Annotated in this window: 26 protein-coding genes; 24 read left to right on the top strand and 2 right to left on the bottom strand. The window is 35.7% G+C overall.

Features of this window, described 5'->3' with window-relative positions; all coding sequences use genetic code 11:
* The first annotated feature begins 26 nt into the window (after window positions 1–26).
* From ACZ76X_RS06180 to ACZ76X_RS06145, 8 genes are all read left to right on the top strand, one after another.
* A complete protein-coding gene (locus ACZ76X_RS06180) occupies window positions 27–437 on the top strand; it encodes a cytoplasmic protein (RefSeq protein WP_263704010.1) in 411 nt (136 codons plus the stop codon).
* 10 nt (window positions 438–447) lie between these two features.
* Window positions 448–1563, top strand: a complete 1116-nt coding sequence (locus ACZ76X_RS06175) for a flagellar hook-length control protein FliK (protein WP_479849932.1) — start codon at window positions 448–450, stop codon at window positions 1561–1563.
* Between the two features lie 3 nt (window positions 1564–1566).
* Window positions 1567–2139, top strand: a complete 573-nt coding sequence (locus ACZ76X_RS06170; RefSeq protein WP_327812986.1) for a flagellar hook assembly protein FlgD — start codon at window positions 1567–1569, stop codon at window positions 2137–2139.
* A gap of 21 nt (window positions 2140–2160) precedes the next feature.
* Complete coding sequence (flgE, locus tag ACZ76X_RS06165; RefSeq protein ID WP_479849931.1) at window positions 2161–3474, top strand: flagellar hook protein FlgE; 1314 nt, start codon at window positions 2161–2163, stop codon at window positions 3472–3474.
* A 49-nt stretch (window positions 3475–3523) separates the two neighbouring features.
* Window positions 3524–3862, top strand: coding sequence for a DUF3964 family protein (locus tag ACZ76X_RS06160; protein WP_000213334.1), 339 nt, complete (start codon window positions 3524–3526; stop codon window positions 3860–3862).
* Window positions 3863–4120: 258 nt separating this feature from the next.
* The gene (locus ACZ76X_RS06155) at window positions 4121–4606 is read left to right on the top strand and encodes a LysR family transcriptional regulator (RefSeq protein ID WP_479849930.1); all 486 of its coding nucleotides are present in this window, start codon (window positions 4121–4123) and stop codon (window positions 4604–4606) included.
* A gap of 120 nt (window positions 4607–4726) precedes the next feature.
* Window positions 4727–5635 carry a chemotaxis protein gene (locus tag ACZ76X_RS06150; RefSeq protein ID WP_000075958.1) on the top strand — a complete coding sequence of 303 codons (909 nt, stop codon included), beginning with the start codon at window positions 4727–4729 and terminating at the stop codon, window positions 5633–5635.
* A 656-nt stretch (window positions 5636–6291) separates the two neighbouring features.
* Window positions 6292–7239 carry a DNA-binding domain-containing protein gene (locus tag ACZ76X_RS06145; protein WP_479850433.1) on the top strand — a complete coding sequence of 316 codons (948 nt, stop codon included), beginning with the start codon at window positions 6292–6294 and terminating at the stop codon, window positions 7237–7239.
* Window positions 7240–7334: 95 nt separating this feature from the next.
* Here the strand turns inward: ACZ76X_RS06145 and ACZ76X_RS06140 are convergent, their stop codons facing one another.
* Both ACZ76X_RS06140 and ACZ76X_RS06135 read right to left on the bottom strand, forming a co-directional pair.
* Window positions 7335–8135, bottom strand: coding sequence for a flagellin N-terminal helical domain-containing protein (locus tag ACZ76X_RS06140; RefSeq protein WP_479849929.1), 801 nt, complete (start codon window positions 8133–8135; stop codon window positions 7335–7337).
* A gap of 258 nt (window positions 8136–8393) precedes the next feature.
* A complete protein-coding gene (locus ACZ76X_RS06135; protein WP_479849928.1) occupies window positions 8394–9497 on the bottom strand; it encodes a flagellin N-terminal helical domain-containing protein in 1104 nt (367 codons plus the stop codon).
* Window positions 9498–9754: 257 nt separating this feature from the next.
* Between ACZ76X_RS06135 and ACZ76X_RS06130 the strand changes: the two genes are divergently transcribed.
* From ACZ76X_RS06130 to ACZ76X_RS06055, 16 genes are all read left to right on the top strand, one after another.
* On the top strand, window positions 9755–10540 hold the full coding sequence (locus ACZ76X_RS06130; RefSeq protein WP_479849927.1) for a lytic transglycosylase domain-containing protein: 786 nt from the start codon (window positions 9755–9757) through the stop codon (window positions 10538–10540).
* A 62-nt stretch (window positions 10541–10602) separates the two neighbouring features.
* Window positions 10603–10827 (top strand): flagellar motor switch protein FliN, encoded by a 225-nt coding sequence (locus ACZ76X_RS06125; RefSeq protein ID WP_000775712.1) that lies wholly within the window; start codon window positions 10603–10605, stop codon window positions 10825–10827.
* Window positions 10828–10841: 14 nt separating this feature from the next.
* Window positions 10842–11828 (top strand): flagellar motor switch protein FliM, encoded by a 987-nt coding sequence (fliM, locus tag ACZ76X_RS06120; protein ID WP_479849926.1) that lies wholly within the window; start codon window positions 10842–10844, stop codon window positions 11826–11828.
* Window positions 11829–11838: 10 nt separating this feature from the next.
* Complete coding sequence (gene fliN, locus ACZ76X_RS06115) at window positions 11839–12198, top strand: flagellar motor switch protein FliN (RefSeq protein WP_000680012.1); 360 nt, start codon at window positions 11839–11841, stop codon at window positions 12196–12198.
* A gap of 12 nt (window positions 12199–12210) precedes the next feature.
* A complete protein-coding gene (locus tag ACZ76X_RS06110; protein WP_000121176.1) occupies window positions 12211–12531 on the top strand; it encodes a hypothetical protein in 321 nt (106 codons plus the stop codon).
* Entirely contained in the window at window positions 12528–13286 is a 759-nt protein-coding gene (locus ACZ76X_RS06105; RefSeq protein ID WP_001220586.1) for a flagellar type III secretion system pore protein FliP, read from the top strand. Before ACZ76X_RS06110 ends, ACZ76X_RS06105 begins: the two co-directional genes overlap by 4 nt.
* Window positions 13287–13319: 33 nt before the next feature.
* A complete protein-coding gene (locus ACZ76X_RS06100; protein WP_001098085.1) occupies window positions 13320–13595 on the top strand; it encodes a flagellar biosynthetic protein FliQ in 276 nt (91 codons plus the stop codon).
* A gap of 15 nt (window positions 13596–13610) precedes the next feature.
* A complete protein-coding gene (locus ACZ76X_RS06095; protein ID WP_001055694.1) occupies window positions 13611–14372 on the top strand; it encodes a flagellar biosynthetic protein FliR in 762 nt (253 codons plus the stop codon).
* A gap of 10 nt (window positions 14373–14382) precedes the next feature.
* Window positions 14383–15429, top strand: coding sequence for a flagellar type III secretion system protein FlhB (gene flhB, locus ACZ76X_RS06090; protein ID WP_001030104.1), 1047 nt, complete (start codon window positions 14383–14385; stop codon window positions 15427–15429).
* Between the two features lie 23 nt (window positions 15430–15452).
* On the top strand, window positions 15453–17519 hold the full coding sequence (gene flhA, locus ACZ76X_RS06085; protein WP_000472550.1) for a flagellar biosynthesis protein FlhA: 2067 nt from the start codon (window positions 15453–15455) through the stop codon (window positions 17517–17519).
* A 14-nt stretch (window positions 17520–17533) separates the two neighbouring features.
* Window positions 17534–18844 (top strand): flagellar biosynthesis GTPase FlhF, encoded by a 1311-nt coding sequence (flhF, locus tag ACZ76X_RS06080; RefSeq protein ID WP_479849925.1) that lies wholly within the window; start codon window positions 17534–17536, stop codon window positions 18842–18844.
* 42 nt (window positions 18845–18886) lie between these two features.
* The gene (locus tag ACZ76X_RS06075; RefSeq protein WP_479849924.1) at window positions 18887–19660 is read left to right on the top strand and encodes a flagellar basal-body rod protein FlgG; all 774 of its coding nucleotides are present in this window, start codon (window positions 18887–18889) and stop codon (window positions 19658–19660) included.
* A gap of 117 nt (window positions 19661–19777) precedes the next feature.
* A complete protein-coding gene (locus tag ACZ76X_RS06070) occupies window positions 19778–20488 on the top strand; it encodes an alanyl-tRNA editing protein (protein ID WP_479849923.1) in 711 nt (236 codons plus the stop codon).
* Window positions 20489–20505: 17 nt separating this feature from the next.
* Window positions 20506–21342: a TrmB family transcriptional regulator gene (locus ACZ76X_RS06065; RefSeq protein ID WP_152155092.1), complete on the top strand. Its 837-nt coding sequence runs from the start codon at window positions 20506–20508 to the stop codon at window positions 21340–21342.
* Window positions 21335–22060, top strand: a complete 726-nt coding sequence (locus ACZ76X_RS06060; protein WP_479849922.1) for an AzlC family ABC transporter permease — start codon at window positions 21335–21337, stop codon at window positions 22058–22060. Before ACZ76X_RS06065 ends, ACZ76X_RS06060 begins: the two co-directional genes overlap by 8 nt.
* Window positions 22051–22362: an AzlD domain-containing protein gene (locus tag ACZ76X_RS06055; RefSeq protein ID WP_000425935.1), complete on the top strand. Its 312-nt coding sequence runs from the start codon at window positions 22051–22053 to the stop codon at window positions 22360–22362. The genes ACZ76X_RS06060 and ACZ76X_RS06055 overlap by 10 nt, the downstream gene beginning before the upstream one ends.
* The last annotated feature ends 47 nt before the right edge of the window (window positions 22363–22409 follow it).

Genomic DNA, 22409 nt, shown 5'->3' with positions numbered 1-22409 from the left:
ATAATAGGAAGGGGCTATAAAAACAGGTGGATAAGCAGCAGTACGAGACGATAAAATTGCAAATAAATCAAGAAAAAGAACAGATTTTGAAAGAAGTGTATGAATTAACAGCTGAAAAAAGAAAAATAGAACAAAAAAAAGAATATGATTTATATGTTGTAAAATCGCGTAGTAAAGTCGTACAAACTGGGCAACGTATTATGGCTGGTATGCTTTCCTCACATACGTTTTCACCTGAAAGAATAGAAGAATGGAATCGGAAAATAAAAAAAACAGAAGATTTTATTCAAAAAAATGAAAGCCTTTTAGAACAAGTAAAAGAAAAAGAACGTGTCATTGATGAGATGTATCAAGAAAATTGTAAAAAGCTTGCGAAAGTACGAGAAAAGCAGGAAGAAAAAATGCTTCTTGATTTGAAAATGTGTATGAATGGATGAGGTGAATATAGTGATACAGTCTGTATTACCGGTGCAACAAAGTTTACCTCCGCAAAAAGAAAAAGGGCTAGAAGTACAATCAAAAAGTGAAGATTCTTCATTCGATCGTACGATGAGAATGGAAAATAAAAAGCAGCCGAAAACGGAGAAAATGAAACGAGAAGAAGCACCAAAAGAAGAAAAAAAAGAATATGTTCTTTCTAAACAATCAGTAACGAAAGAAGAGCCAATTGTAAAGAAAGAAGAAAAAAAAGAGACAGAACAGTTATTGTTAGCTGTATCTGAGCAAATGGTTGCAATTGAACAATTACGTGTGCAGCCAGAATTGTTATATCAATACATACAAAAAATACAAGAGCTGTATAAAGAATATGGAAATATAAAACTTAACGAATTACCTGCAGCTGAATTACAAAAGTTACAAGAGCTCCTTTCAAATATGAATATCAAAAATGCTATATGTTTAGAAGATACAATGCAAATGGTGTTAGATAAAGTGAAGATGCCAGAGCAAACGATGCAAGTATTGAAAGTGGTAGAAACAGAAACTTGCAATATCGCAAAGAAACAAGAAGAGTCCAAAGAATTAGATGGAGATCTTCCGAAAGCTGAGAGCGATGATGTAAAGATAGAGTTGCCGGAAGGTGATGTATTCAACGATTCAAGTTCTGCGGGTGCGGAGTTATTAAATAAAGCAACGGGTACCGATCAAATAGGGAAATCTAATAGTAGTGCTGAGAAAGTTTCATTGCCTGACTTAGGAAAGAAAATGGAAGCACAAGTAGAAGCACTGCAAAAATTTGTAGTGAAACAAGAGCGTGTTTTATTTCAGTTAAATCCAGAAAAACTTGGTACATTAACGGTGTTTATGAAAAAACATGGAGATCAAATTGATGTTCACGTAGAAATGGAAAAACATGATGCGAAAAAACGTGTTGAAATCATTTTTGATGAATTGAGACTGAAGTTAAAAGAAAAAGAAATCAATATTCAAATTAGCTATTCAGATAAAGATGAAAATCGAAAAGAACAACGAGAACAAGAGCAAAGGCAAAAACAGCAATTAGCAAGTACGAAACATGAGAAACAAGAATCAAAAGAATTTGCGGGATTATTGGAGGAATAAAGCGTGCCAACAGTTGGATTAAATACAACGAGTACAAATCATATTCCGTTACAAGCAGGAGCACAAGCAAAAAACGCATCTGTTACTGGTGCACAGTCGACAGCTCAACAAGCAAACGGAGTATCAGCAAGTACTCAAAAAACACCCGGTATTATGGATAAAGATGATTTCCTGAAACTTTTCTTAGCAAGCTTTCAACATCAAGACCCGTTTAATGCGATGGATATGAACCAAATGATGAACCAAACAGCACAGCTATCGCTTATGGAGCAAGTACAGAATATGACGAAAGCAGTAGATAAACTGCAATCAACGATGTATTCGACAGCTCTTGATGGAGGGATGAAGTTTTTAGGAAAGTACGTTAGAGGTGTAAGCAATAATGGAAAGCAAGTGACTGGTCAAGTGGAAACAGTTCGACTTGCTGAAAATAACGATGTGCAACTTATTGTTGATAATCAAGTTGTCTCACTTCGTTTCATAGAAAGGGTTTCTGATAAACCGATAACAGAAACTAATCCGGAAGATGAGAAGAAAGATGATATAGAAAAAAATGAAGAGGTTAAGCCAGATTAATAAAAGGAGTGTACAAAGGTTATGATTAAAGCGTTATATACAAGTATTACAGGGATGAATGCAGCACAAAATGCATTAAGTGTTACTTCAAATAATATTGCAAATGCACAAACAGTTGGATATAAAAAGCAAAAGGCTATTTTTGATGATTTGCTATATAATAATACGGTTGGTTCACGTGGTGATGGTGCCTATGCTGGTACGAATCCAAAGAGTATTGGTAACGGTGTAAAGTTCAGTGGGACATCTACAGATTTTAGTGATGGTTCTATTACTTTAACTAGTGATAAGATGGAGACAGCGATAGAAGGGAACGGTTTGTTTTTAGTTGGTGATCGTAACGGTGGAAATGTAGAGTATACGAGAAAAGGGTCTTTTGGTGTATCGAAAGATAGCTATGTTACAAATACAGGTGGACAGTATGTACTGGGGTATGGTGTAAAAACAGGAACACAAGAGATAGATTTTTCTTCACGACCAAGCCCAATTCATATTCCAATGGGATCAGCTGTTGGTGGGATTCAAACAGATAAAGCGACAATAGGCGGAAACCTTCCTAGAAACCAAAATGCATTATCTCACGAATTTACAGTTTTTGATGCGGAAGGGAACTCGTTAACGTTACGTGTAAATATTAAGCAAAAGACTACAAAAGAGACTGTAGATGGTAAAGAAGTTGAAAAGCCAGTGCCAGGCGAATATACATATACAGTTTCTGTAAGGAATGATTCTAAAAACGAAAAAGAATTTAAGCCTGTCGAAGGCATGACGGGCGAAAAAAATCTTAAATTTGATACATTAGGAAATTTAAAGGAGACAGATGAGGCTGTACAAAAAGATCCAGTAACTGGTGAAATTACTAAAGGTGGATCTGTTCAAATTCCTTTTGGTGGCGGTCTAACACTTGATTTAAGCGGATTAACAAATTATCCGACAGGGAAAACCATTTCTACCACAGAAGTAACGGGGCGCCCAGCTGCAATTGCAAATGACTATTCTATTTCTGACGGTGGTTTCGTTATGATGAAATATTCAGATGGTAGTATGAAAGTTGTAGGACAACTAGCTATAGCTACATTCCCGAATTCAGGTGGATTAATGAAAACAGGGAATGGAAATTACGTTGCGACACCATCAGCCGGTATTCCAGGAATAGGTGTTGCTGGTGAGAATGGTGCAGGGAATGTACGAGGGTCAGCAAAAGAAAGTTCAAACGTAGATTTATCTGTAGAATTTGTTGATTTAATGCTTTATCAACGTGGATTCCAAGGAAATGCGAAAGTAATTAAAGTTTCAGATGAAGTATTAAATGAAGTTGTAAACTTAATTCGATAATATATCATAAAGTAAAATTGTAATGTAGTAGAAAGGGTTTTTTATTCGTATGACGACAAGACAAGAGCGAATTTTACAATTGCCTTTTTTCGAAAATAAACGTGAACTTGCAGAGCAAGTGTTAAAAATGGAACGAGAAGAGCATATATATTTACCTGATCAATTTGAAATTAAGCAAGTACCTGCATATTCATTTGGTGAAAAGCAATCAATCATTGGTCGTATTCATGAGTTTTATTTCGTAAGTGTTGGTAGCGAAGGAGAATGGAAGTATCAACTGTTTAAGGACGAGATGAAGTGCCGTGAGTTTTTTATTACACTATCAGGGATAACGGATCAGCAGATTGCATTTTGGTTCAATAACATCGAGTTATTGAAAAGCTCTTAAAAAGCTTTTAAAAGCCCTTTTTTAGGTTTTGAGAGAGGATCTGGCGGTATGTGGTAGCGGTCAGTGCCTATTTGGGTGCTCGACCGATGTGTAAGGACAGAGATATGGAGAGCTACTAGAGTAGTTTGAGAAGTTGTAAGTGAAGTTGCAAAAATAGATCTATGAAAGGTTACTGGGATGGTTAATCGTTTTATGGCAGACCAGTGCCTTTTGGATCGTTTGTGGTGATAGATTTTTATAAAAGGAGAGGTGAGGAGGATGGCGCAGAATAAGTATCGCGTTACATTCATTTCGCCAAGTGAGGTTGAGCAGCGGACTGTAATGGCGGCGAGTAGTTTGCCGAATTTAATTCGTAAAGTGGAGAGCATTATCGCAGATCCGAACGGTTATTTTGTAAATGATAAAAAAAATAATTGCTATTTTAAAGTGATTAAAGAAAATGTTACGTTTATTCAATATGAGTTGCTATTTTCGGATAAGGAAATTCATATTGAAAAATTAAAACATATAGCACCAGCTATATTGGAACAATTATTTAAAAAAATAAATGATCCAGAATTATATGCACTTGCGCTACTTGATGTTGATATAGCGACGAAAGAATATGTGCTAGAAGAAATGGATTCGGAGCTAAGAATACGAGTAGAAACGGAGCTTTCAAAAAAGTGGGAAGCAATGCCGACAGAAATTGTAGGCGCACAAGAAGTTTTATTAGAGGCACTTGCTTCGTTTATACAAGATTAAGCGTCTTTTAAAATAAATCGTTCGACTATCTATATTTTTTATATAGGTAGTTGACTTTTTCTCTTTTATAAAGCTTAATAATTAGATATACGGAATTAATGGAAGGGGAGCGACACCTTTATGTCACAAGCACAAAGTATTTTATTAGAAAGCGGAACAAATGAATTAGAGATTGTTACATATACTGTTGGTGAAAACCTATTTAGTATTAACGTAATGAAAGTACGTGAAATCATTAATCCATTCCCTGTTACAACTGTGCCAGAATCTCATCATGCAGTTGAAGGTGTTGTTCAAGTACGTGGTGAAATTTTACCTGTTATTAACTTAGCGACAGCTCTTAATTTAAAATCGACAAAGCCACTTGATCAAACGAAATTTATTATTTCAGAATTAAATCAAATGAAAGTTATTTTCCGCGTTGATGAAGTGCATCGTATTCAACGTATTTCGTGGGAACAAATTGATGAACCAGCTTCATTGTCTATGGGACTAGAAGAAACGACATCTGGTATTGTAAAACTAGACGGGCAAATCATTTTACTATTAGATTATGAAAAAATTGTATGCGAAATTAGCGGCACTGGTTATGACAATAAATCACTTGCAGGGTTAGAACAGAAAACAGATCGAGCTGAAAAAGTGATTTATATTGCAGAAGATTCAGCAATGCTCCGCCAAATATTAGAAGAAACACTATCATCAGCTGGATATACGAAAATGAACTTCTTCAGCAATGGTGCAGAAGCGTTAGCACAAATTGAAAAATTAGCGAAAGAGCAAGGGGAAAAAATGTTTGAGCATATTCACTTGCTAATTACTGATATTGAAATGCCGAAAATGGATGGACATCATTTAACGAAGGTGGTTAAAGATAGTGAAGTGATGAATCGTTTACCAGTCATTATTTTCTCTTCATTAATTACAAATGAATTATTCCATAAAGGCGAAGCTGTAGGAGCAAATGCTCAAGTAAGTAAGCCAGATATTCAAGAGTTAATTGGTTTAGTTGATAAGTTAGTGTTGTAAAAAACGTTTTGAAAAGCTTTTTTTATCTGGAATAGAAGCTCTAACCATGGGTAGAGCGGTCAGTGCCTAATAGAGGCCCATGCGATGTGAGATCAGATATATGGAGTGGTTTTAGGTCAGTAGAAGAAAAGAGCCTTTGATTGAGGGTTTGAAGAACTGATATACAACTCTATTTTTTAGTAGGGAGGAGGGAACTAGCCACGTATAAGTAGTACTGGCTAGTTCCTTTTTGCATTCTATACTCTGCTGTACAGGTAGAAACATTAAACATTTCTGGAGTGTTTGTGACTGTATGAATAGTCTCTAATTCGAGATTTTCAATTCGTTTAATGAATAAATAGTTGGCTTGTCTATTTGAAAATATTAGAGAGCATATTTTTGGAATATGCTAGTAAGTATGCGTAGTAACGCAAACTTTTTCGGTGAAAAAACACCTAAAATACCATATAATATAATTAAATGTAATTAATATGCAATTTTACATATTAATAAAAAACATTTTCCAAATTTTTATACTTTCTATACATTTTTGTATGTTTATTATTTGACAGATAATTTCGAACTGTTATAATATGGATATGTAAAAATTGCTATTTTCTTAAAAGACATGGGAGTCAGATGAGAATTGTGAAAGGATGAGGGGAGTGGCACAGATTATGTATCACCACACAGCAATTAATGTATTAGGTCTTTTACAAAACATGTCAAATAATAAAATGAACGATATGCAACTAGAGGTGGAATTAAAAAAAATAGAAAAAGAATTCCAAGTAAAGTATGAAGAATTAGTTGATTTACATAATAGAATGGTATTATTTCAAATAGATATAGAAAAACATGGCGGGATGCGTGCATATGAAAAATCAGCAATTACATGGCTGAAGTCTGAACTAGAGCTACTGTATGAAGTGTATCAATTTTGTCAACGTCACGGTTTAAACATTTTAAATATTTCAAAATACATAAGTAAAAATGAACTAAATCTTTTTCCAAAAACAGAAAGTCAATTGCAAAATACGTATTATAAATTGAAAAAACGTGAAATACCGTTTGAAAATATTGAAAAACAAAAACCAGGACGAAAGCGAAAATATATACCAGTAAAAGAGACAATCGTTGCAAGAAAACAAGATAACGAGTACGAATTAAAAGAAGAAATCCAGCATAAAGAGGATGAAAAAAATCTTGTAAGAGTTATATCTGGGATCGTTGATAACTTTGAAACAATTAATCAATGTAGTGAAAGGAAAGAAGACGAACTACATCAGTTTATGGAAGGTATTTATAAGCTTTCTAGCATGGCAGCAGGGCGTTCTAGAGAAGTAAAGAATACACGTAGTCTAGAAGGTGAATTGCAGTCGTTACAACTAGAAAATGAAAGGCTAAAACGAGAGAAAGAAGAGCTTGTGCAAGATATTAAAGACATGACGCAGCTTTTAATTCATTTCATTACAAGTTCTGATATCGATCAAATTCGTAAATTACCAAATTTCGTACAAGATTGTAAAATGGAATTACATAAACTAGGGCTATATAATGCACAAGACGGAAAAATGAAAATAATGGTTGACCGTAGCGGACAAGTTATGACGGTAACACAGTAATAAAATTTGGGTACAAAACAAAAGGGAGATACATAGTGTATATGTATTTCCCTTTTGTTTTGTGTGGAATCGTTCCAATGAAAGAAGCTAAATTTTTACGATTGTAGTAACTTAGAAACCATTTGCGGAATTTGATTTGCTTGTGAAACCATACTAAGTGCAACTTCAGTTAATAATTTAAACTTTAAAAAATCACTCATCTCCTGCGCCATATCCGCATCTTCAATTCGAGATGCAGCATCTGTTAGGGCTATACTTTGGCTATTTAAATTTTCAATATTAAACTGTAAACGATTCATCATAGCCCCAAGATCAGCATGATGAAGTGATACGTTTTGTAAAGCCTCTTCAATTTTACGAATTGCAGCTCTCGCTTCTTGTTTTGTTGAAATCTTGATGTCATGTTGTGTAGGGGAAGGAGGAATAAGTTTCGTCATATTTATTGTATGACCGATATCGTCTAACGTAACAGGACGTTTTTGCCCGTCAAATACGGATAAATCATTAAACTCAGTCGTCTCGCCAATATAGCTAATTTGCTCTGTTAAAGAATGAAACTCTGTATTCAGTGAATCACGGTTTTTATTTGAATTTGTACCATTTGCAGATTGAACAGCTAAATCACGCATGCGCTGTAAAATATTCATCACAGTTTGAAGTGCAGCTTCCGCTGTCCGAAGCATTGATAATGCATCCTCATTATTACGAATCGCCACGCGCATGCCACTCGCTCGTGCATGCATACGAGTCACAATTGCAATATTAGCGGGATTATCCGAAGCGTTATTCAACTTCTTACCAGTCGCCAAATGCTCCATTACAACATTCATATGCTTCTCATTCTCATACAACGACTGCCTAGCATTCATACTCAAAATATTCGTACCAATACGCATAATAGACACTCCTTATAGATTGATATAGTTAGTGTTCTAAAGCTAATAAACGATCATGAAAAGATAAAAAGGCTTATGCTTATTTGCTATTTGTGCTTTAACTTAAGTGGGGATTAAAATAGGCACTGACCGCGTCTAAACATCGCGGATGCTCTCTTTCACCTAAAAAAGAAAGGTTTTACAAATAATTCATTTATGTAGAAAAAATAAACCTCTCTGCAAGCAGAGAGGTTTATTCAGGAAACTAACTCAAATGGCTTATTGTAATAATTTAGAAACCATTTGTGGAGTTTGGTTTGCTTGAGAAAGCATGCTGATACCAGCTTCGTTCAAGATTTTGAACTTAGTCATTTCAGACATTTCTTTCGCCATGTCAGCGTCTTCGATTTGAGAAGCAGAAGCTGCCATAGAATTTTCTTGGCTCTTAAGGTTTGTTACGTTAAAGTCAAGGCGGTTTAATGTAGCACCTAAAGTAGCACGGCTAGAAGCAATTGCTTCTATTGCTTTGTCGATTTTTTCAACAGAAGAAGATGGATCGAATGCTGTTGCTGCAGGAACTGCTAATTTTGCAAATTCAGTTTGAATAGCTTCTGCTGCAGCTTGGTGGTCAGCAAAAGCCGTTGTTGTATCAGCTACTGTTTTATCATATTTTTTGAAAGCATCTTCCATTTTTTCTACTTCTGCTGGTGTATAAGCTGATTTGATTTTATCAAAAGCAGTTTTTGCATCTTTAACGTCTTGAGCTAGTACTTTTGGATCAGTTGCTGCAGTAGTTAATCGTTTTAGAGAATTAGTAGCAGTTTCAAGATCAACTTTGTTAATTGTGTTTGAACCAATTGCTAAATCCTTGATATTTAAATTATTAAGTGATGCAGAATCAAGTGAAATTGTAATTTGTTTAGTTTTATCATGTGAGTCAAGAGTTTGGATATTAATAGTACTATTAGATCCGTCTAATAATTTTTTGTCGTTAAACTCAGTGTTGTCCGCAATATATTGAATTTGTTCTTTTAATTGATCAAATTCTTTTTGCATTGCAGCTTGGTTTTTACTAGTATTAGTCTCACTTGCAGATTGGTTTGCAAGGTCACGCATACGAAGTAAGATGTTTGATACAGAGTTTAAAGCTGAGTCAGCTGTACGAATTAAAGACATACCGTCTTCTGTATTACGAGCTGCAACGTTTAAGCCACCTTCACGTGAACGCATACGAGTTGCAATTGCAAGACCTGCTGCATCGTCAGAAGCGTTGTTGATACGTTTACCGCTTGATAAACGGTCCATAGCGTTGCTCATTTTAGTTTGGTTTTGGCGCATGTACTCTTGTGTACGCATGCTATTAATGTTTGTATTAATTCTCATGATTAAGAACCCCCATTTTTTTATATTGACTTTTCTGCAAATTGAAAAACGGTAATATGCGAAAAAATCAATTTCGAGATTTATTGTAATCCCTGTCATAGCGGGTGTCAACTAAAAATTCGAATTAATAAATATAAAAAAATAACAGTTTAACAATATATTCATTTTTTTATTACAATATTATTAAAAGGATTATTGCAAACTTTAAAAAAAAACTCTAATATTAGATTATCTTTGTTTACCGAAAAGGTGATATTATGATAGTTGGAAATATAGTAAAAGAAGTGCTTGCATATAAGAAAGGACAAATTCAGCAAAAGCTAAGTAGTCCACAAGCATTCGTTAGTAGTCGTTTTCAAGAAAAATTGCAGAGTGAACCTGCGAAGGAAATGAAGGGTACTACGCAGCCGGCAAAGGTAGAGGATATGAGTCAGCCGGTACAATCTACGAAAATAGAAACGTTCGTAAATAAACCGGAACAATCTATTCATAAAGTAGAGGAAGCGAGTAAGCCTGAAGAAAAGGCTGAAACGAAGAACGTAGATGACGTGCAAGTCGCACAAAAAGAGTTTGAACGACGTTTCCCAGAAACGAAAAATGAGGCTGCTGATACGTGGGGATTAACGAAGAAGTATAATATTCAAAAAATACGTTCTTCCAATGAAGGGAAGTATGAGGATATTATAGATCGTGTAAGTCATACATACGGAATTCCGAAAACGTTAATTCAAAAAATGATTGAAGTAGAATCTGATTTTAATCCGAAAACGGTGTCACATGCAGGTGCGATGGGTCTTATGCAGCTTATGCCAGCGAATGTGAAAGAGATGGGTATAAAAAATCCATTTTCACCAGCTGAAAGTATTGAGGGTGGTGCGAAAGAGTTAAGCGGTTATTTGAAGAAAAATAACGGCGATCTCGTACTAGCGCTTGCATCTTATAATGCTGGACCTGGTAATGTGAGAAAGTACGGAGGCGTACCGCCATTTAAAGAAACGCAAGGATATATTAAAAAAATATTAAATATCGACGTTTCAAAATAAGAAGTTTCATATATAGAGAGAACATGAAATTTTCGTGAACATGATATGGGAGTTGGCTAGATTTGAAATTACAAGATGATATTCCGTTAACAATTTATTTTGAAATCGGAAATACGAAAAAGAAAATTGAAGATTTGCTTCATATTACGAAAGGTACATTGTATCGTCTTGAAAATTCAACAAAAAATACGGTGCGTCTTATGCTTGAGAATGAAGAGATTGGAACCGGAAAGATTTTGACGAAGAATGGAAAGATGTACGTTGAAATCGTTGAATTGAAAAGGTAGGGAAGGGGATTGTCATGAGTGGCGAAAAATTAAGCCAAGAGCAAATTGATGCCCTGCTGAAGGCGGTAAATGAAGGCGAGGAAATGCCAGCTTTCGCACAAGAAGCAGGAAAGCAAGATAAATTTCAAGAGTATGATTTTAATAGACCGGAGAAGTTCGGTGTAGAGCATTTACGTAGCTTGCAAGCAATTGCTTCTACATTTGGTAAACAGACGTCACAGACGTTGTCAGCGCGTATGCGTATTCCGATTGAGTTAGAGCCTTCAACGGTTGAGCAAGTTCCATTCACGAGTGAGTATGTGGAGAAAATGCCGAAAGATTACTATTTATATTGTGTTATTGATCTTGGCCTTCCAGAGCTTGGAGAAATTGTCATTGAGATTGATTTAGCGTTTGTTATTTACATTCATGAATGTTGGCTTGGCGGAGATAGTAAGCGTAACTTTACGATGCGCAGACCACTTACCGCATTTGAGTTTTTAACACTGGATAATATTTTTATGCTTCTTTGTAAAAATTTAGAGCAATCATTTGAAAGTGTTGTTGCAATTGAACCGAAATTTGTAACGACGGAGACAGATCCGAATGCATTAAAGATTACGACAGCGAGTGATATCATTTCATTACTGAATGTAAATATGAAAACGGATTTTTGGAATACGACAGTGCGCATCGGAATTCCGTTCTTATCTGTTGAAGAAATTATGGATAAGTTAACATCTGAAAATATTGTTGAACATTCTTCAGATAAACGTAAGAAGTATACGTCTGAAGTGGAAGTGAAAGTAAATCAAGTGTACAAACCTGTTCACGTAGCAATTGGTGAGCAGAAGATGACAATGGGCGAGATTGAACAAATTGAAGAAGGCGATATTATTCCGCTCCGTACGAAAGTTTCAGATGAATTACTTGGTTATGTAGATGGAAAACATAAATTTAATTGTTTTATTGGTAAAGATGGAACGCGTAAGGCGCTCTTATTTAAAAGTTTTGTAGAGTAGGAGGATCCATATGAAGCATGAAGTATCTCCTGTGTCATTAATGGGATTAGAAGATTTTGCAGGAAAGCGAAATGAAGCAAGTAAAGCACATATTGATACTGTTTCAGATATTTCGATTGAACTTGGTGTAAAGCTTGGAAAGGCATCTATTACGCTTGGTGACGTGAAGCAATTAAAAGTTGGCGATGTTCTGGAAGTAGAGAAAAACTTAGGACATAAAGTAGATGTATATTTAAGTAATATGAAAGTCGGCATCGGGGAAGCGATCGTAATGGACGAGAAGTTCGGTATTATCATTTCTGAAATTGAAGCTGACAAGAAGCAAGCTGCGCTTATGAAAGCGCAAAGTCAAATGCAAGATAAAGAGTAGAGGAGGAGTCATATGTCGTATATGACGACCTTATTTCAAGTCGTTTTACTGTTTGGTGCGCTCGGCTACGGTGCATATTATATGACGAAAAAGACGCGCAAGCAGCAGTTTTTTAAGCAAGGTGAAAATGGCCACATTCAAGTGAAGGACGGCGTGTATTTAAATCATCAAACGAGCGCCTTTTTATTTGAAGTAGACGGCAAGCAAGTGTTCACTGTTATTAGTAATAACGGTGTACAGTCTGTGCAATTAACAGGAACAGGAAATCAGTTTCAACAAGCGCTAGAAGACGCGGTGAAGAGTGAAACGAAAAAAGTAGAGGATCCATCATGAGAATAAAGAAACAGTTATCGTTATTAGCCGTTATTTTCGTATTTTCTATCGTTTTTTCAATTATTTTTGTAAATCCAGCGTATGCAGCCCAAAACGGTTTTATTAATTTCGAAAATGGAAAAGAGTTTACGAGTAACTCAAGTGTACAGTTATTTGCGCTCGTTACCCTTTTATCATTATCCTCATCTATTGTTCTATTATTTACACATTTTACTTATTTTATGATCGTTCTTGGGATTACACGTCAAGGACTCGGGGTAATGAATTTACCGCCGAACCAAGTGCTCGTTGGACTTGCCTTATTTTTATCACTCTTTACGATGCAGCCTGTTCTTGGGCAGCTAAAGAGCGATGTGTGGGATCCGATGACAAAAGAGAAAATAACAGTAAGTCAAGCTGCGGAAACGACAGCGCCGATTATGAAAGAGTATATGTCAAAGCATACGTATAAGCATGATTTAAAAATGATGCTGAAAGTGCGCGGAGAAGAGTTGCCGAAAGATTTAAAAGATCTTTCACTATTTACGCTCGTACCATCCTTTACGTTAACGCAAATCCAAAAGGGATTATTAACGGGGATGTTCATTTATTTAGCGTTTGTATTTATAGATTTGATTATTAGTACACTTTTAATGTACCTCGGGATGATGATGGTACCGCCGATGATTTTAAGTTTACCGTTTAAAATACTCGTTTTCGTATATTTAGGTGGATATACAAAAATCGTCGACATTATGTTTAAAACGGTCGCCTGAAGCGTTTGATGCTATGTGATAGGAGTCATATAAATGAATACGTCACCAATTATAGATATTTTTCAAACCTTTTTTTATAAAGGGGTTATGATTTTAATGCCGGTTGCCGGCGTTAGTATGATTGTCGTTATTATCATCGCTGTCATTATGGCAATGATGCAAATTCAAGAGCAAACGCTGACGTTTTTACCGAAAATGGCGAGTATTGTACTCGTTATTATCATTTTAGGTCCGTGGATGTTTCAAGAGTTAACGACGCTTATTTTAGATTTATTTGATAAAATTCCATCGCTATTGCGTTCGTACTAAGATAGGGGAACTGAAATGAATATGGAATTATGGGCGGCGACGTTTTTTGCGTTTTGCCGCATTACTTCATTTTTATATTTTTTACCGTTTTTCTCAGGTCGATCCATTCCAGCGATGGCGAAGGTTACATTTGGACTTGCTCTTTCCATTACTGTTGCCGATCAAGTTGATGTCTCTCACATAAAAACAACTTGGGACGTTGCAGCTTATGCTGGTACGCAAATTGTAATTGGATTATCACTTTCAAAAATTGTAGAAATGCTGTGGAACATTCCGAAAATGGCCGGGCATATTTTAGACTTTGATATCGGTTTATCACAAGCAAGTTTGTTTGATGTAAATGCAGGATCACAGTCTACTTTACTATCAACTATTTTTGATATATTTTTTCTCATTATTTTTATTTCACTTGGCGGCATTAATTATTTCGTTGCCACGATTTTAAAGTCGTTTCAATATACAGAGGCGATTTCAAAATTGCTGACGACTAGTTTTTTAGATAGTCTACTCGCAACGTTATTATTTGCGATCACATCAGCGGTTGAAATTGCTCTTCCGCTTATGGGAAGTTTATTCATCATTAACTTTGTTTTAATTTTAATCGCAAAAAACGCTCCGCAATTAAACGTTTTTATGAATGCGTATGTTATTAAAATTACATGTGGTATTTTGTTTATTGCGATGAGTGTACCGATGCTCGGTTATGTGTTTAAAAATATGACGGATGTATTGCTTGAGGAATATACGAAACTATTTAACTTTTTCTTAACGAAGTAGGGGGACGCACATGGCAAAGGATAATAAAACAGAAAAGGCCACCCCGCAGAAGCGTAAGAAATCGCGTGAAGAAGGGAATATTGCCCGGAGTAAAGATTTAAATAATTTATTTTCCATACTTGTGTTAGCAGTTGTCGTTTACTTTTTTGGAGATTGGCTAGGGTTTGAGATTGCCAATTCTGTATCGGTGCTGTTTGATCAAATTGGAAAAAATACAGATTCAACCGAGTATTTTTATATGATGGGGATTTTACTACTAAAAGTATCAGCTCCGATCTTAATACTCGTATACGCTTTTCATTTATTCAATTATATGATTCAAGTCGGTTTCTTATTTTCTTCTAAAGTCATTAAGCCGAAAGCTTCGCGTATTAACCCGAAAAACTATTTTACGAGGTTGTTTAGTCGTAAAAGTTTAGTAGATATTTTGAAATCACTGTTTTATATGGGATTAATCGGTTACGTCGCTTATGTGCTATTTAAAAAGAATTTAGAGAAAATCGTGAGTATGATTGGATTTAATTGGACTGCGTCACTTACTGAAATTATTAGGCAAATTAAATTTATCTTCTTAGCTATTTTAATTATATTAATCGTTCTTTCTATTATTGATTTCATATATCAAAAGTGGGAGTACGAACAAGATATTAAGATGAAAAAAGAAGAAGTAAAACAAGAGCATAAAGATAATGAAGGGGACCCGCAAGTAAAGGGAAAACGAAAAAACTTTATGCATGCCATATTGCAAGGAACAATTGCGAAAAAGATGGATGGCGCAACGTTTATTGTAAATAACCCGACTCATATTTCGGTCGTACTCAGGTACAATAAACACGTTGATGCGGCACCAATTGTCGTTGCAAAAGGGGAAGATGAACTCGCATTATATATACGAACACTTGCCCGTGAACAAGAAATACCAATGGTGGAAAACCGTCCGCTTGCTCGTTCTTTATATTATCAAGTCGAGGAAGATGAGACGATTCCAGAAGATTTATACGTAGCTGTAATTGAAGTTATGCGCTATTTAATTCAAACGAATGAACTTGAAGTATAATAGCGCGTTTGGAGGAGATCTCTTTGTTTAAGATAGATTCTGCAAGAACCTATTTTTCTATCTTTTTAGCAGCGTCATTCGTAGTGGCGCTCTTAATTCCACTTCCACCATTTATACTTGATATCATTATCGTTTTTCTACTAAGTATGTCAGTGCTTATTTATATGCGAGCGACAAGTATTAACGAGTGGGATGAATTAAAGTCATTTCCGACGATGTTGTTATTAATCGGGATTTTCCGTGTATCGATTAACGTATCGACGACGCGAGCGATTTTGACAAACGGAAATGCCGGTCATGTTATTGAAGAGTTCGGTCAATTCGTAATTGGCGGGAACTTATTAATTGGTATCGTTATTTTTACAGTATTAATCATATTCCAGTTTATCGTTGCAAACGGTGCATCTCGTACAGCTGAAGTTGCAGCACGTTTTACACTTGATTCTTTACCAGGGAAACAAATGTCAATCGATGCGGATTTAAACCAGCGTATTATTACAGAAAAAGATGCACAAGCAAAACGAAAAAAATTAAATATGGAAACAGAGTTTTACGGAGCGATGGATGGTGCTGGAAAGTTCATTAAAGGGGACGTTATTTTCGGGATCGTCATTTTATTCGTAAACATTATTTTCGGTTTAATTGTTGGTATGATGCAGCAGGGCATGAGCTTTGGTGAAGCAGCTCTTCATTATACACAGTTAACTGTCGGTGATGGAATCGTAAACCAAATTGGTTCGCTAATGCTTGCGATTTCAACAGGTATTATCGTAACGCGTGTATTTGACGGTTCACCGGATACAGTAACGGAAGGAATCTTTAAAGAGTTATTAGCGCATGAAGTCGTTGTCTATGCGCTTGGTGGTTTATTTATCGCGATGGGTATTTTCACTCCGCTACCATTTCTACCATTCGCACTCGTTGGTGGAACAATTATCTTCTTAGGAATTCGAAATAAAAACCGAATAAAGAAAGAAAAAGAAGACGAGCTTCAAAAAGAAATAGAAATGATTCAAGGCGAAGACGAGCAACTGCAACAAGTGGAAGATTCATTTGGCGTATTTACAGATAAATATCCAATTATTGTAGAACTCGGTTTAGATTTAGCAGCACTTGTAAAGCAAAAAATTAACGGGGAAACCGCCCGTGATAAAGTTGTTCTTATGAGGAAGTCGATTATTACCGACCTTGGTATTAACGTTCCTGGAATTAACTTTAAAGATAATACGAGTTTTAGACCACGCGGACGTTACATTATTCGTATTAAAGGTGCGAAGGCAGCTGAAGGGGTTTTAAAATCAGGTTACTTATTAGCACTGAAAACACCGAATGTAATGGCCGATTTAGATGCAGAACCAGCGAAAGATCCAATTTTCGGTGAAGATGGATATTGGATTTTAGAGCATATGGTACAAGATGCACAGATGAAAGGCTATCAAGTATTAGAGCCACTTAGCATATTAATTACACATTTAGATGTTGTCGTTAGACGTAATCTTCATGAGTTAATTCAGCGTCAACATGTAAAAGACTTAATTAACTCGCTTGAAAATGATAATGGCGTTTTATTAGAAGAGATTAAGAAGAAAGAAATCGACTTATCACTCGTTCAAAATGTTATTAAGCAATTGCTAAAAGAAGGTATTTCTATTCGCGATTTACCAACCATTATTGAAGGTATTATTGACGGAAAAGAAATTTATCAAAATCATGTTGACGGTGTAACGTCATTCGTCCGTGAATGTATTTCAAAAGTTATTTGTGAAAATGCGAAAAATCCTGACGGGAAAATATATGCGGCGCTCTTCTCAGATTCAATTGAGTTAGATGCAGACGTTGTGAACAATTCTTATCAAGGTTATTTATTAAACTGGGATTTAGATTTAGAAACGCGAGTCGTTGAGCAAGTACAACGCGTATTTAAACAAGCGAGGTTAATGGGAAGAGAACCAGTATTATTAACGCGTAGAAAAGATTTCAGATTTGCGATTGTAAGACTTCTTGAGCGCTATCAAGTAGAAGCACAAGTACTTTGTATTAGCGAATTAGCACCAGAAATTGTTGTAGATCAAATTGCCTATATTGAATAGTAGGGGGTGAAGTAATGGAAAGTACAGAAAAGAAAGAAGCGTTAATGCGAATAAAAGCAGCTTCGAAAAATGAATTGTATCGAAAGTTATTTGACCAATATGGTACAGATTATTATTACGTTGTCGATGAAAGTGTAAAACGAAATATCCCGTTTTTTTGGAAAAAGAATTATGAAATGTTAGTTGCTTTTCCAGAGGATAAACAGGAAGAAGTGAACGAAGGAACAGCTCAATTTCATGAACAATTAATGGATGTTGTGAATGACCCTTCAGAACAAATTGTGAAGGCGAACGGAATTCAATCGGTACTGCACAATTTAGAAAACGTGACGACTCCGATGTCATATGCGGCGATGCAAACAGGAAATAGTGAAGAATGGGCAAGAAAGAAAGAGAAACTATTAAAGTTGTTTGAAAAAGGTATCGTCGTTGTAAAACAGACGGAAGAAACGAAAGTAACGAAAAAGCAAAAAGCTGTGAAAAAAGTCGTTCCGGTCAAGAAAGAAGAAGTAGTTGTAAAAAAAGAACAGCAAGAATCTGTACCATTTATTATTCAAAAAGTAATTCGCATGCTAGAGCAAAACGATGTAGAACAATACTTCATTCATGCCTATGCTGAAAAGTTAAAAGTGAAGTTTGAGAATGCAACGATGATTACAGAAGAAGAAGTGATCGAATATATATTAGAAGATATGAGTTCTCATTTCAACACAGAAAACGTATTTGAAAAAGAAGTACAAACAATTGCATTAATCGGCCCAACTGGTGTTGGAAAAACGACGACACTTGCGAAAATGGCGTGGCAGTTTCACGGTAAGAACAAAACGGTCGGTTTTATTACGACGGACCATTCGCGCATTGGGACAGTTCAGCAACTGCAAGATTACGTAAAGACAATTGGATTTGAAGTAATTGCTGTTCGTGATGAAGCTGCAATGACAAGAGCGCTTACGTATTTTAAAGAAGAAGCGCGCGTCGATTATATTTTAATAGATACAGCTGGGAAAAATTATCGTGCGTCAGAAACAGTGGAAGAAATGATTGAAACAATGGGACAAGTAGAGCCAGATTATATTTGTTTAACGTTATCAGCTTCGATGAAAAGTAAAGACATGATCGAAATCATTACGAACTTTAAAGATATTCATATTGATGGTATCGTGTTTACGAAATTTGATGAAACAGCAAGTAGTGGTGAATTGTTGAAAATTCCAGCAGTATCATCAGCTCCCATTGTATTAATGACAGATGGACAAGACGTGAAGAAAAACATACATATCGCTACAGCTGAACATTTAGCGAAACAAATGTTACAAACATCATAGAAAAGAGGTGAAGGATAAGGCAACTGCCTTATTCAAACGAGTATGAACGGTCTTTATATAGGTTCTATGGGTATGATGAATTACATGCAGCGTATTAATGTTCATTCGAATAACGTTGCAAATGCCCAAACGACAGGATTTAAAGCAGAAAATATGACTTCAAAAGTATTTGATGTACAAGACACATATCGCCGCGGAGATGGTGCTGTAACAAATATTGGCTCAGTCGATTACGCTGTAGTACCAGCCGCAACACATGTGAACTTAGTACAAGGAAATATACAAATGACAAATAGTGCTACAGATTTCTTTTTAGATGACGGAACTGCGGGCACAGCTTCGTTTTTCGTTACATCTAAAAATAATGAAACATTTTTAACGAGAGCCGGTAGTTTTACATTAAATAGTGATCGTTATTTACAAACAACTTCAGGTGCTTTCGTAATGGGTGAGAATAATGAACGTATTCGTATTCCAGAAGGAGCAAAGGTAGCTGTACAAGCAGACGGTACGTTATATGATGCGGTGACGCAAAATAATATTGCTCGTCTACAAACAAAAACAGTAGGTGCAGAAGCAAATAATCGTCTTGTACAAAGAGAGAACAAAAGCTTTACACTAGCAGAAGGAAACATTGCTGATTTACCGAACGGAGTAGGGACAGTAAAAAATTATATGCTAGAAAATTCAAATGTAGATATGACGAAAGAGATGGCTGATCTTATGACGGATCAAAAAATGATTTCAGCATCACAACGTGTCATGACTTCATTTGATAAAATTTATGAAAAAGAAGCGAATGAAATATTGAGATAGTGGACTCCTAATATAGGAGTCTTTTATTAAATTTAAATTTCAGAATTATCAATTGACTTTGTGGAGCTTCTTTTTTATATTAGTAGGTATAACTATAACTACTAAAGAGGTGAGAGTATGACAACGGCATTATATTTAGAAGATGCATACAAAGCGAGTTGTGAAACAGAGGTGATAAAAGTAGAAGGGAATAAAGTATTTGTAAAAGAAACAGTTTTTTATCCAACTGGTGGGGGGCAGGAATGTGATACGGGTGTCATTGTACAAGACGGGTTTGTATTTGAAGTTGAAAAGGTAAAGAAGGAGCAGGGAGAAATAGTTCACTATATAAAAGATGGAGCTCAAGTAAAATTAGGTTCTGTTAAATTAGAGATTAATTGGGAAAGACGTCATAATTTAATGCGGCATCATTCCTTACTGCATCTTATCGGAGCTGTCGTTTATGAAAAATATGGAGCTCTATGCACTGGAAATCAAATTTATCCTGACAAAGCACGTATCGATTTTAATGAGTTACAAGAGTTATCGAGCGTGGAAGTAGAAGAAATTGTTAAGGAAGTGAATAAACTTATTGAACAAAATAAAGAAATTTCTACTCGTTATATGAGCCGCGAAGAAGCAGAAAATGCTGTAGGAATGATTAAGACAGCAATAAACCTCCTGCCAACTACTATACAAGAAATCCGCATTGTTACCATTGAAAATTTAGATGAACAAGCTTGTGGAGGCACACATGTGAAAAATACGAGTGAAATAGGAACACTTGTTATTGATAAAGTAAAAAGTAAAGGGAAACAAAATCGTCGTTTTGAAGTTAGAGCGGTTTAGATTGTGAGGGGTTACCGATGGATGAAATTATAAAGGAATTACAAAAGCTAGGTTTTTCCCAGTATGAATGTAAAGCGTATATTGGATTGCTAAAGCATTCCCCAGTAACAGGTTATGAAGTGAGTAAACAAACAGGAGTACCTCGTTCTATGATTTACGAGGTACTCGGAAAGTTAATGGATAAAGGAGCAGTACATATTGTACCTTCTGAACCAGTTAAATATGTACCAGTACCAGCTACCGAATTAATGAATCGAATGCGAAAAGACTTTGAGAAGTCCTTTGAATTTTTAGATGAGAAATTAAATGGTTTAGAACAAGAGCGACAAATAGATGTAATTTCGCATATTCGCTCAAATGATCGTGTTTTAAAAGAAATTTGCAATATAATTAATAGAGCAAAGGAAGAGTTATGGATTTCTGTATGGGAAGATCAAGTGCATGAAATTGAGCCATATATTCATCAAAAAGAAGAGGAAGGTGTACATATATTTTCAATCTTATTTGGCGCGCCAGAAACCAAAATAGGCGCGACGTTTCACCATAATTATATGACGCCCCACGTTGTTGAAAAGAGAATGGGTGGTCATTTAACTGTTATTGCTCGTGATGGAGAAGAAGTATTAATTGCGAACTTCTCAAATGATAGCACTTCGTGGGCTGTTACAACGTATGACCCAGCATTAGTTCTCGTAGCTACAGAGTATGTGCGGCACGATATTATGGTCGAAGAAATCACGAAGGAATTTGGAGCGGATAAGTTAGATACGCTATGGCGTGAAAATATAGATTTAGTTCATGTCGTAACAGGAAAGCGAACTTTAAAAGGAATGGAGGATGATAGAGATGAGTAAAGCTGGGGCACATGTAGCTTTGCAAAACGATGATACATTTCAGCAAGGAGTAAAAGATTGTTTACCAACTGTATTTGGTTATTTAAGCATCGGTATAGCAGCCGGTGTAATTGCAAAAACAGCTGGTTTCTCCATTATTGAAATTGCGTTTATGTCCACTTTAATTTATGCAGGTTCTGCCCAATTTATATTAGCTGGTATGTATGCAGCTGGTGCACCTGCTTCCGCAATTATTTTTACTGTATTTTTTGTTAACTTGCGCCACCTTCTTATGAGTGCTGCACTTGCGCCGTACTTTACGAAACTGCCTCTATTTAAAAACTTACTAATCGGTTCGCAAATTACAGATGAAACGTTCGGAGTTGCTGTGCAGCACGCAGCGCAAAAAGGACATTTAGGTGAAAGATGGATGATCGGTTTAAATGTCACAGCATATTTAAATTGGATTCTTGCTACTATTATTGGCGGGTTGTTTGGTGAGTGGATACCAGATCCGCATACGTACGGCATGGATTATGCATTACCGGCAATGTTTATCGGGTTATTTGTCCTTCAGCTCATAAGTAGTAAACCGAAACTAGCAATTCATCTTACTGTTGCAATTGTAGCAATTATGATTGCATACGTTTCACACTTATTTATGCCAGATAGTATAGCGGTTATTATCGCAACATTACTAGCTGCGACGATTGGAGTTGTGATTGAAAAATGGAAATGAGATTGGACGTAATACTACTTTTATTAGCAGCAGGAGCTGTTACACTCGTGCCACGTATTTTACCTCTACTCGTATTTAGTAAACTTCAAATTCCAGACTGGGGTTTAAAATGGTTAAATTACATACCAATTGCGATATTAGCAGCACTTTTAGCACAAGTTTTATTTATGCATGAGACGATGCAGTGGGATTACCTTATCGCAGCAATCCCGACATTTCTTGTAGCAATATATACTCGTAGTTTATTAGGTACAGTATTAACGGGAGTGATTGTGATTATTTTGTTACGTTTCTTTTTCTAAAAAGGATTACGCTCATATAATAGCGAAAAGTGTAATAACATGAAAAA

It is taken from the genome of Bacillus sp. BC05(2025) (assembly GCF_056725905.1).
This window is presented reverse-complemented; position numbering and strand designations above follow the sequence as displayed.

Coding starts and splice junctions, on each gene's coding strand:
- fliN (WP_000680012.1), top strand. CDS start 11,839: ATGAAGCATGAAGTATCTCCTGTGTCATTAATGGGATTAGAAGATTTT.
- ACZ76X_RS06065 (WP_152155092.1), top strand. CDS start 20,506: ATGGATGAAATTATAAAGGAATTACAAAAGCTAGGTTTTTCCCAGTAT.
- flgE (WP_479849931.1), top strand. CDS start 2,161: ATGATTAAAGCGTTATATACAAGTATTACAGGGATGAATGCAGCACAA.
- fliM (WP_479849926.1), top strand. CDS start 10,842: ATGAGTGGCGAAAAATTAAGCCAAGAGCAAATTGATGCCCTGCTGAAG.
- ACZ76X_RS06135 (WP_479849928.1), bottom strand. CDS start 9,497: ATGAGAATTAATACAAACATTAATAGCATGCGTACACAAGAGTACATG.
- ACZ76X_RS06110 (WP_000121176.1), top strand. CDS start 12,211: ATGTCGTATATGACGACCTTATTTCAAGTCGTTTTACTGTTTGGTGCG.
- ACZ76X_RS06155 (WP_479849930.1), top strand. CDS start 4,121: ATGGCGCAGAATAAGTATCGCGTTACATTCATTTCGCCAAGTGAGGTT.
- ACZ76X_RS06070 (WP_479849923.1), top strand. CDS start 19,778: ATGACAACGGCATTATATTTAGAAGATGCATACAAAGCGAGTTGTGAA.
- ACZ76X_RS06150 (WP_000075958.1), top strand. CDS start 4,727: ATGTCACAAGCACAAAGTATTTTATTAGAAAGCGGAACAAATGAATTA.
- ACZ76X_RS06160 (WP_000213334.1), top strand. CDS start 3,524: ATGACGACAAGACAAGAGCGAATTTTACAATTGCCTTTTTTCGAAAAT.
- ACZ76X_RS06145 (WP_479850433.1), top strand. CDS start 6,292: ATGTATCACCACACAGCAATTAATGTATTAGGTCTTTTACAAAACATG.
- ACZ76X_RS06130 (WP_479849927.1), top strand. CDS start 9,755: ATGATAGTTGGAAATATAGTAAAAGAAGTGCTTGCATATAAGAAAGGA.
- ACZ76X_RS06055 (WP_000425935.1), top strand. CDS start 22,051: ATGGAAATGAGATTGGACGTAATACTACTTTTATTAGCAGCAGGAGCT.
- ACZ76X_RS06140 (WP_479849929.1), bottom strand. CDS start 8,135: ATGCGTATTGGTACGAATATTTTGAGTATGAATGCTAGGCAGTCGTTG.
- ACZ76X_RS06105 (WP_001220586.1), top strand. CDS start 12,528: ATGAGAATAAAGAAACAGTTATCGTTATTAGCCGTTATTTTCGTATTT.
- ACZ76X_RS06075 (WP_479849924.1), top strand. CDS start 18,887: ATGAACGGTCTTTATATAGGTTCTATGGGTATGATGAATTACATGCAG.
- flhB (WP_001030104.1), top strand. CDS start 14,383: ATGGCAAAGGATAATAAAACAGAAAAGGCCACCCCGCAGAAGCGTAAG.
- ACZ76X_RS06100 (WP_001098085.1), top strand. CDS start 13,320: ATGAATACGTCACCAATTATAGATATTTTTCAAACCTTTTTTTATAAA.
- flhF (WP_479849925.1), top strand. CDS start 17,534: ATGGAAAGTACAGAAAAGAAAGAAGCGTTAATGCGAATAAAAGCAGCT.
- ACZ76X_RS06095 (WP_001055694.1), top strand. CDS start 13,611: ATGAATATGGAATTATGGGCGGCGACGTTTTTTGCGTTTTGCCGCATT.
- ACZ76X_RS06060 (WP_479849922.1), top strand. CDS start 21,335: ATGAGTAAAGCTGGGGCACATGTAGCTTTGCAAAACGATGATACATTT.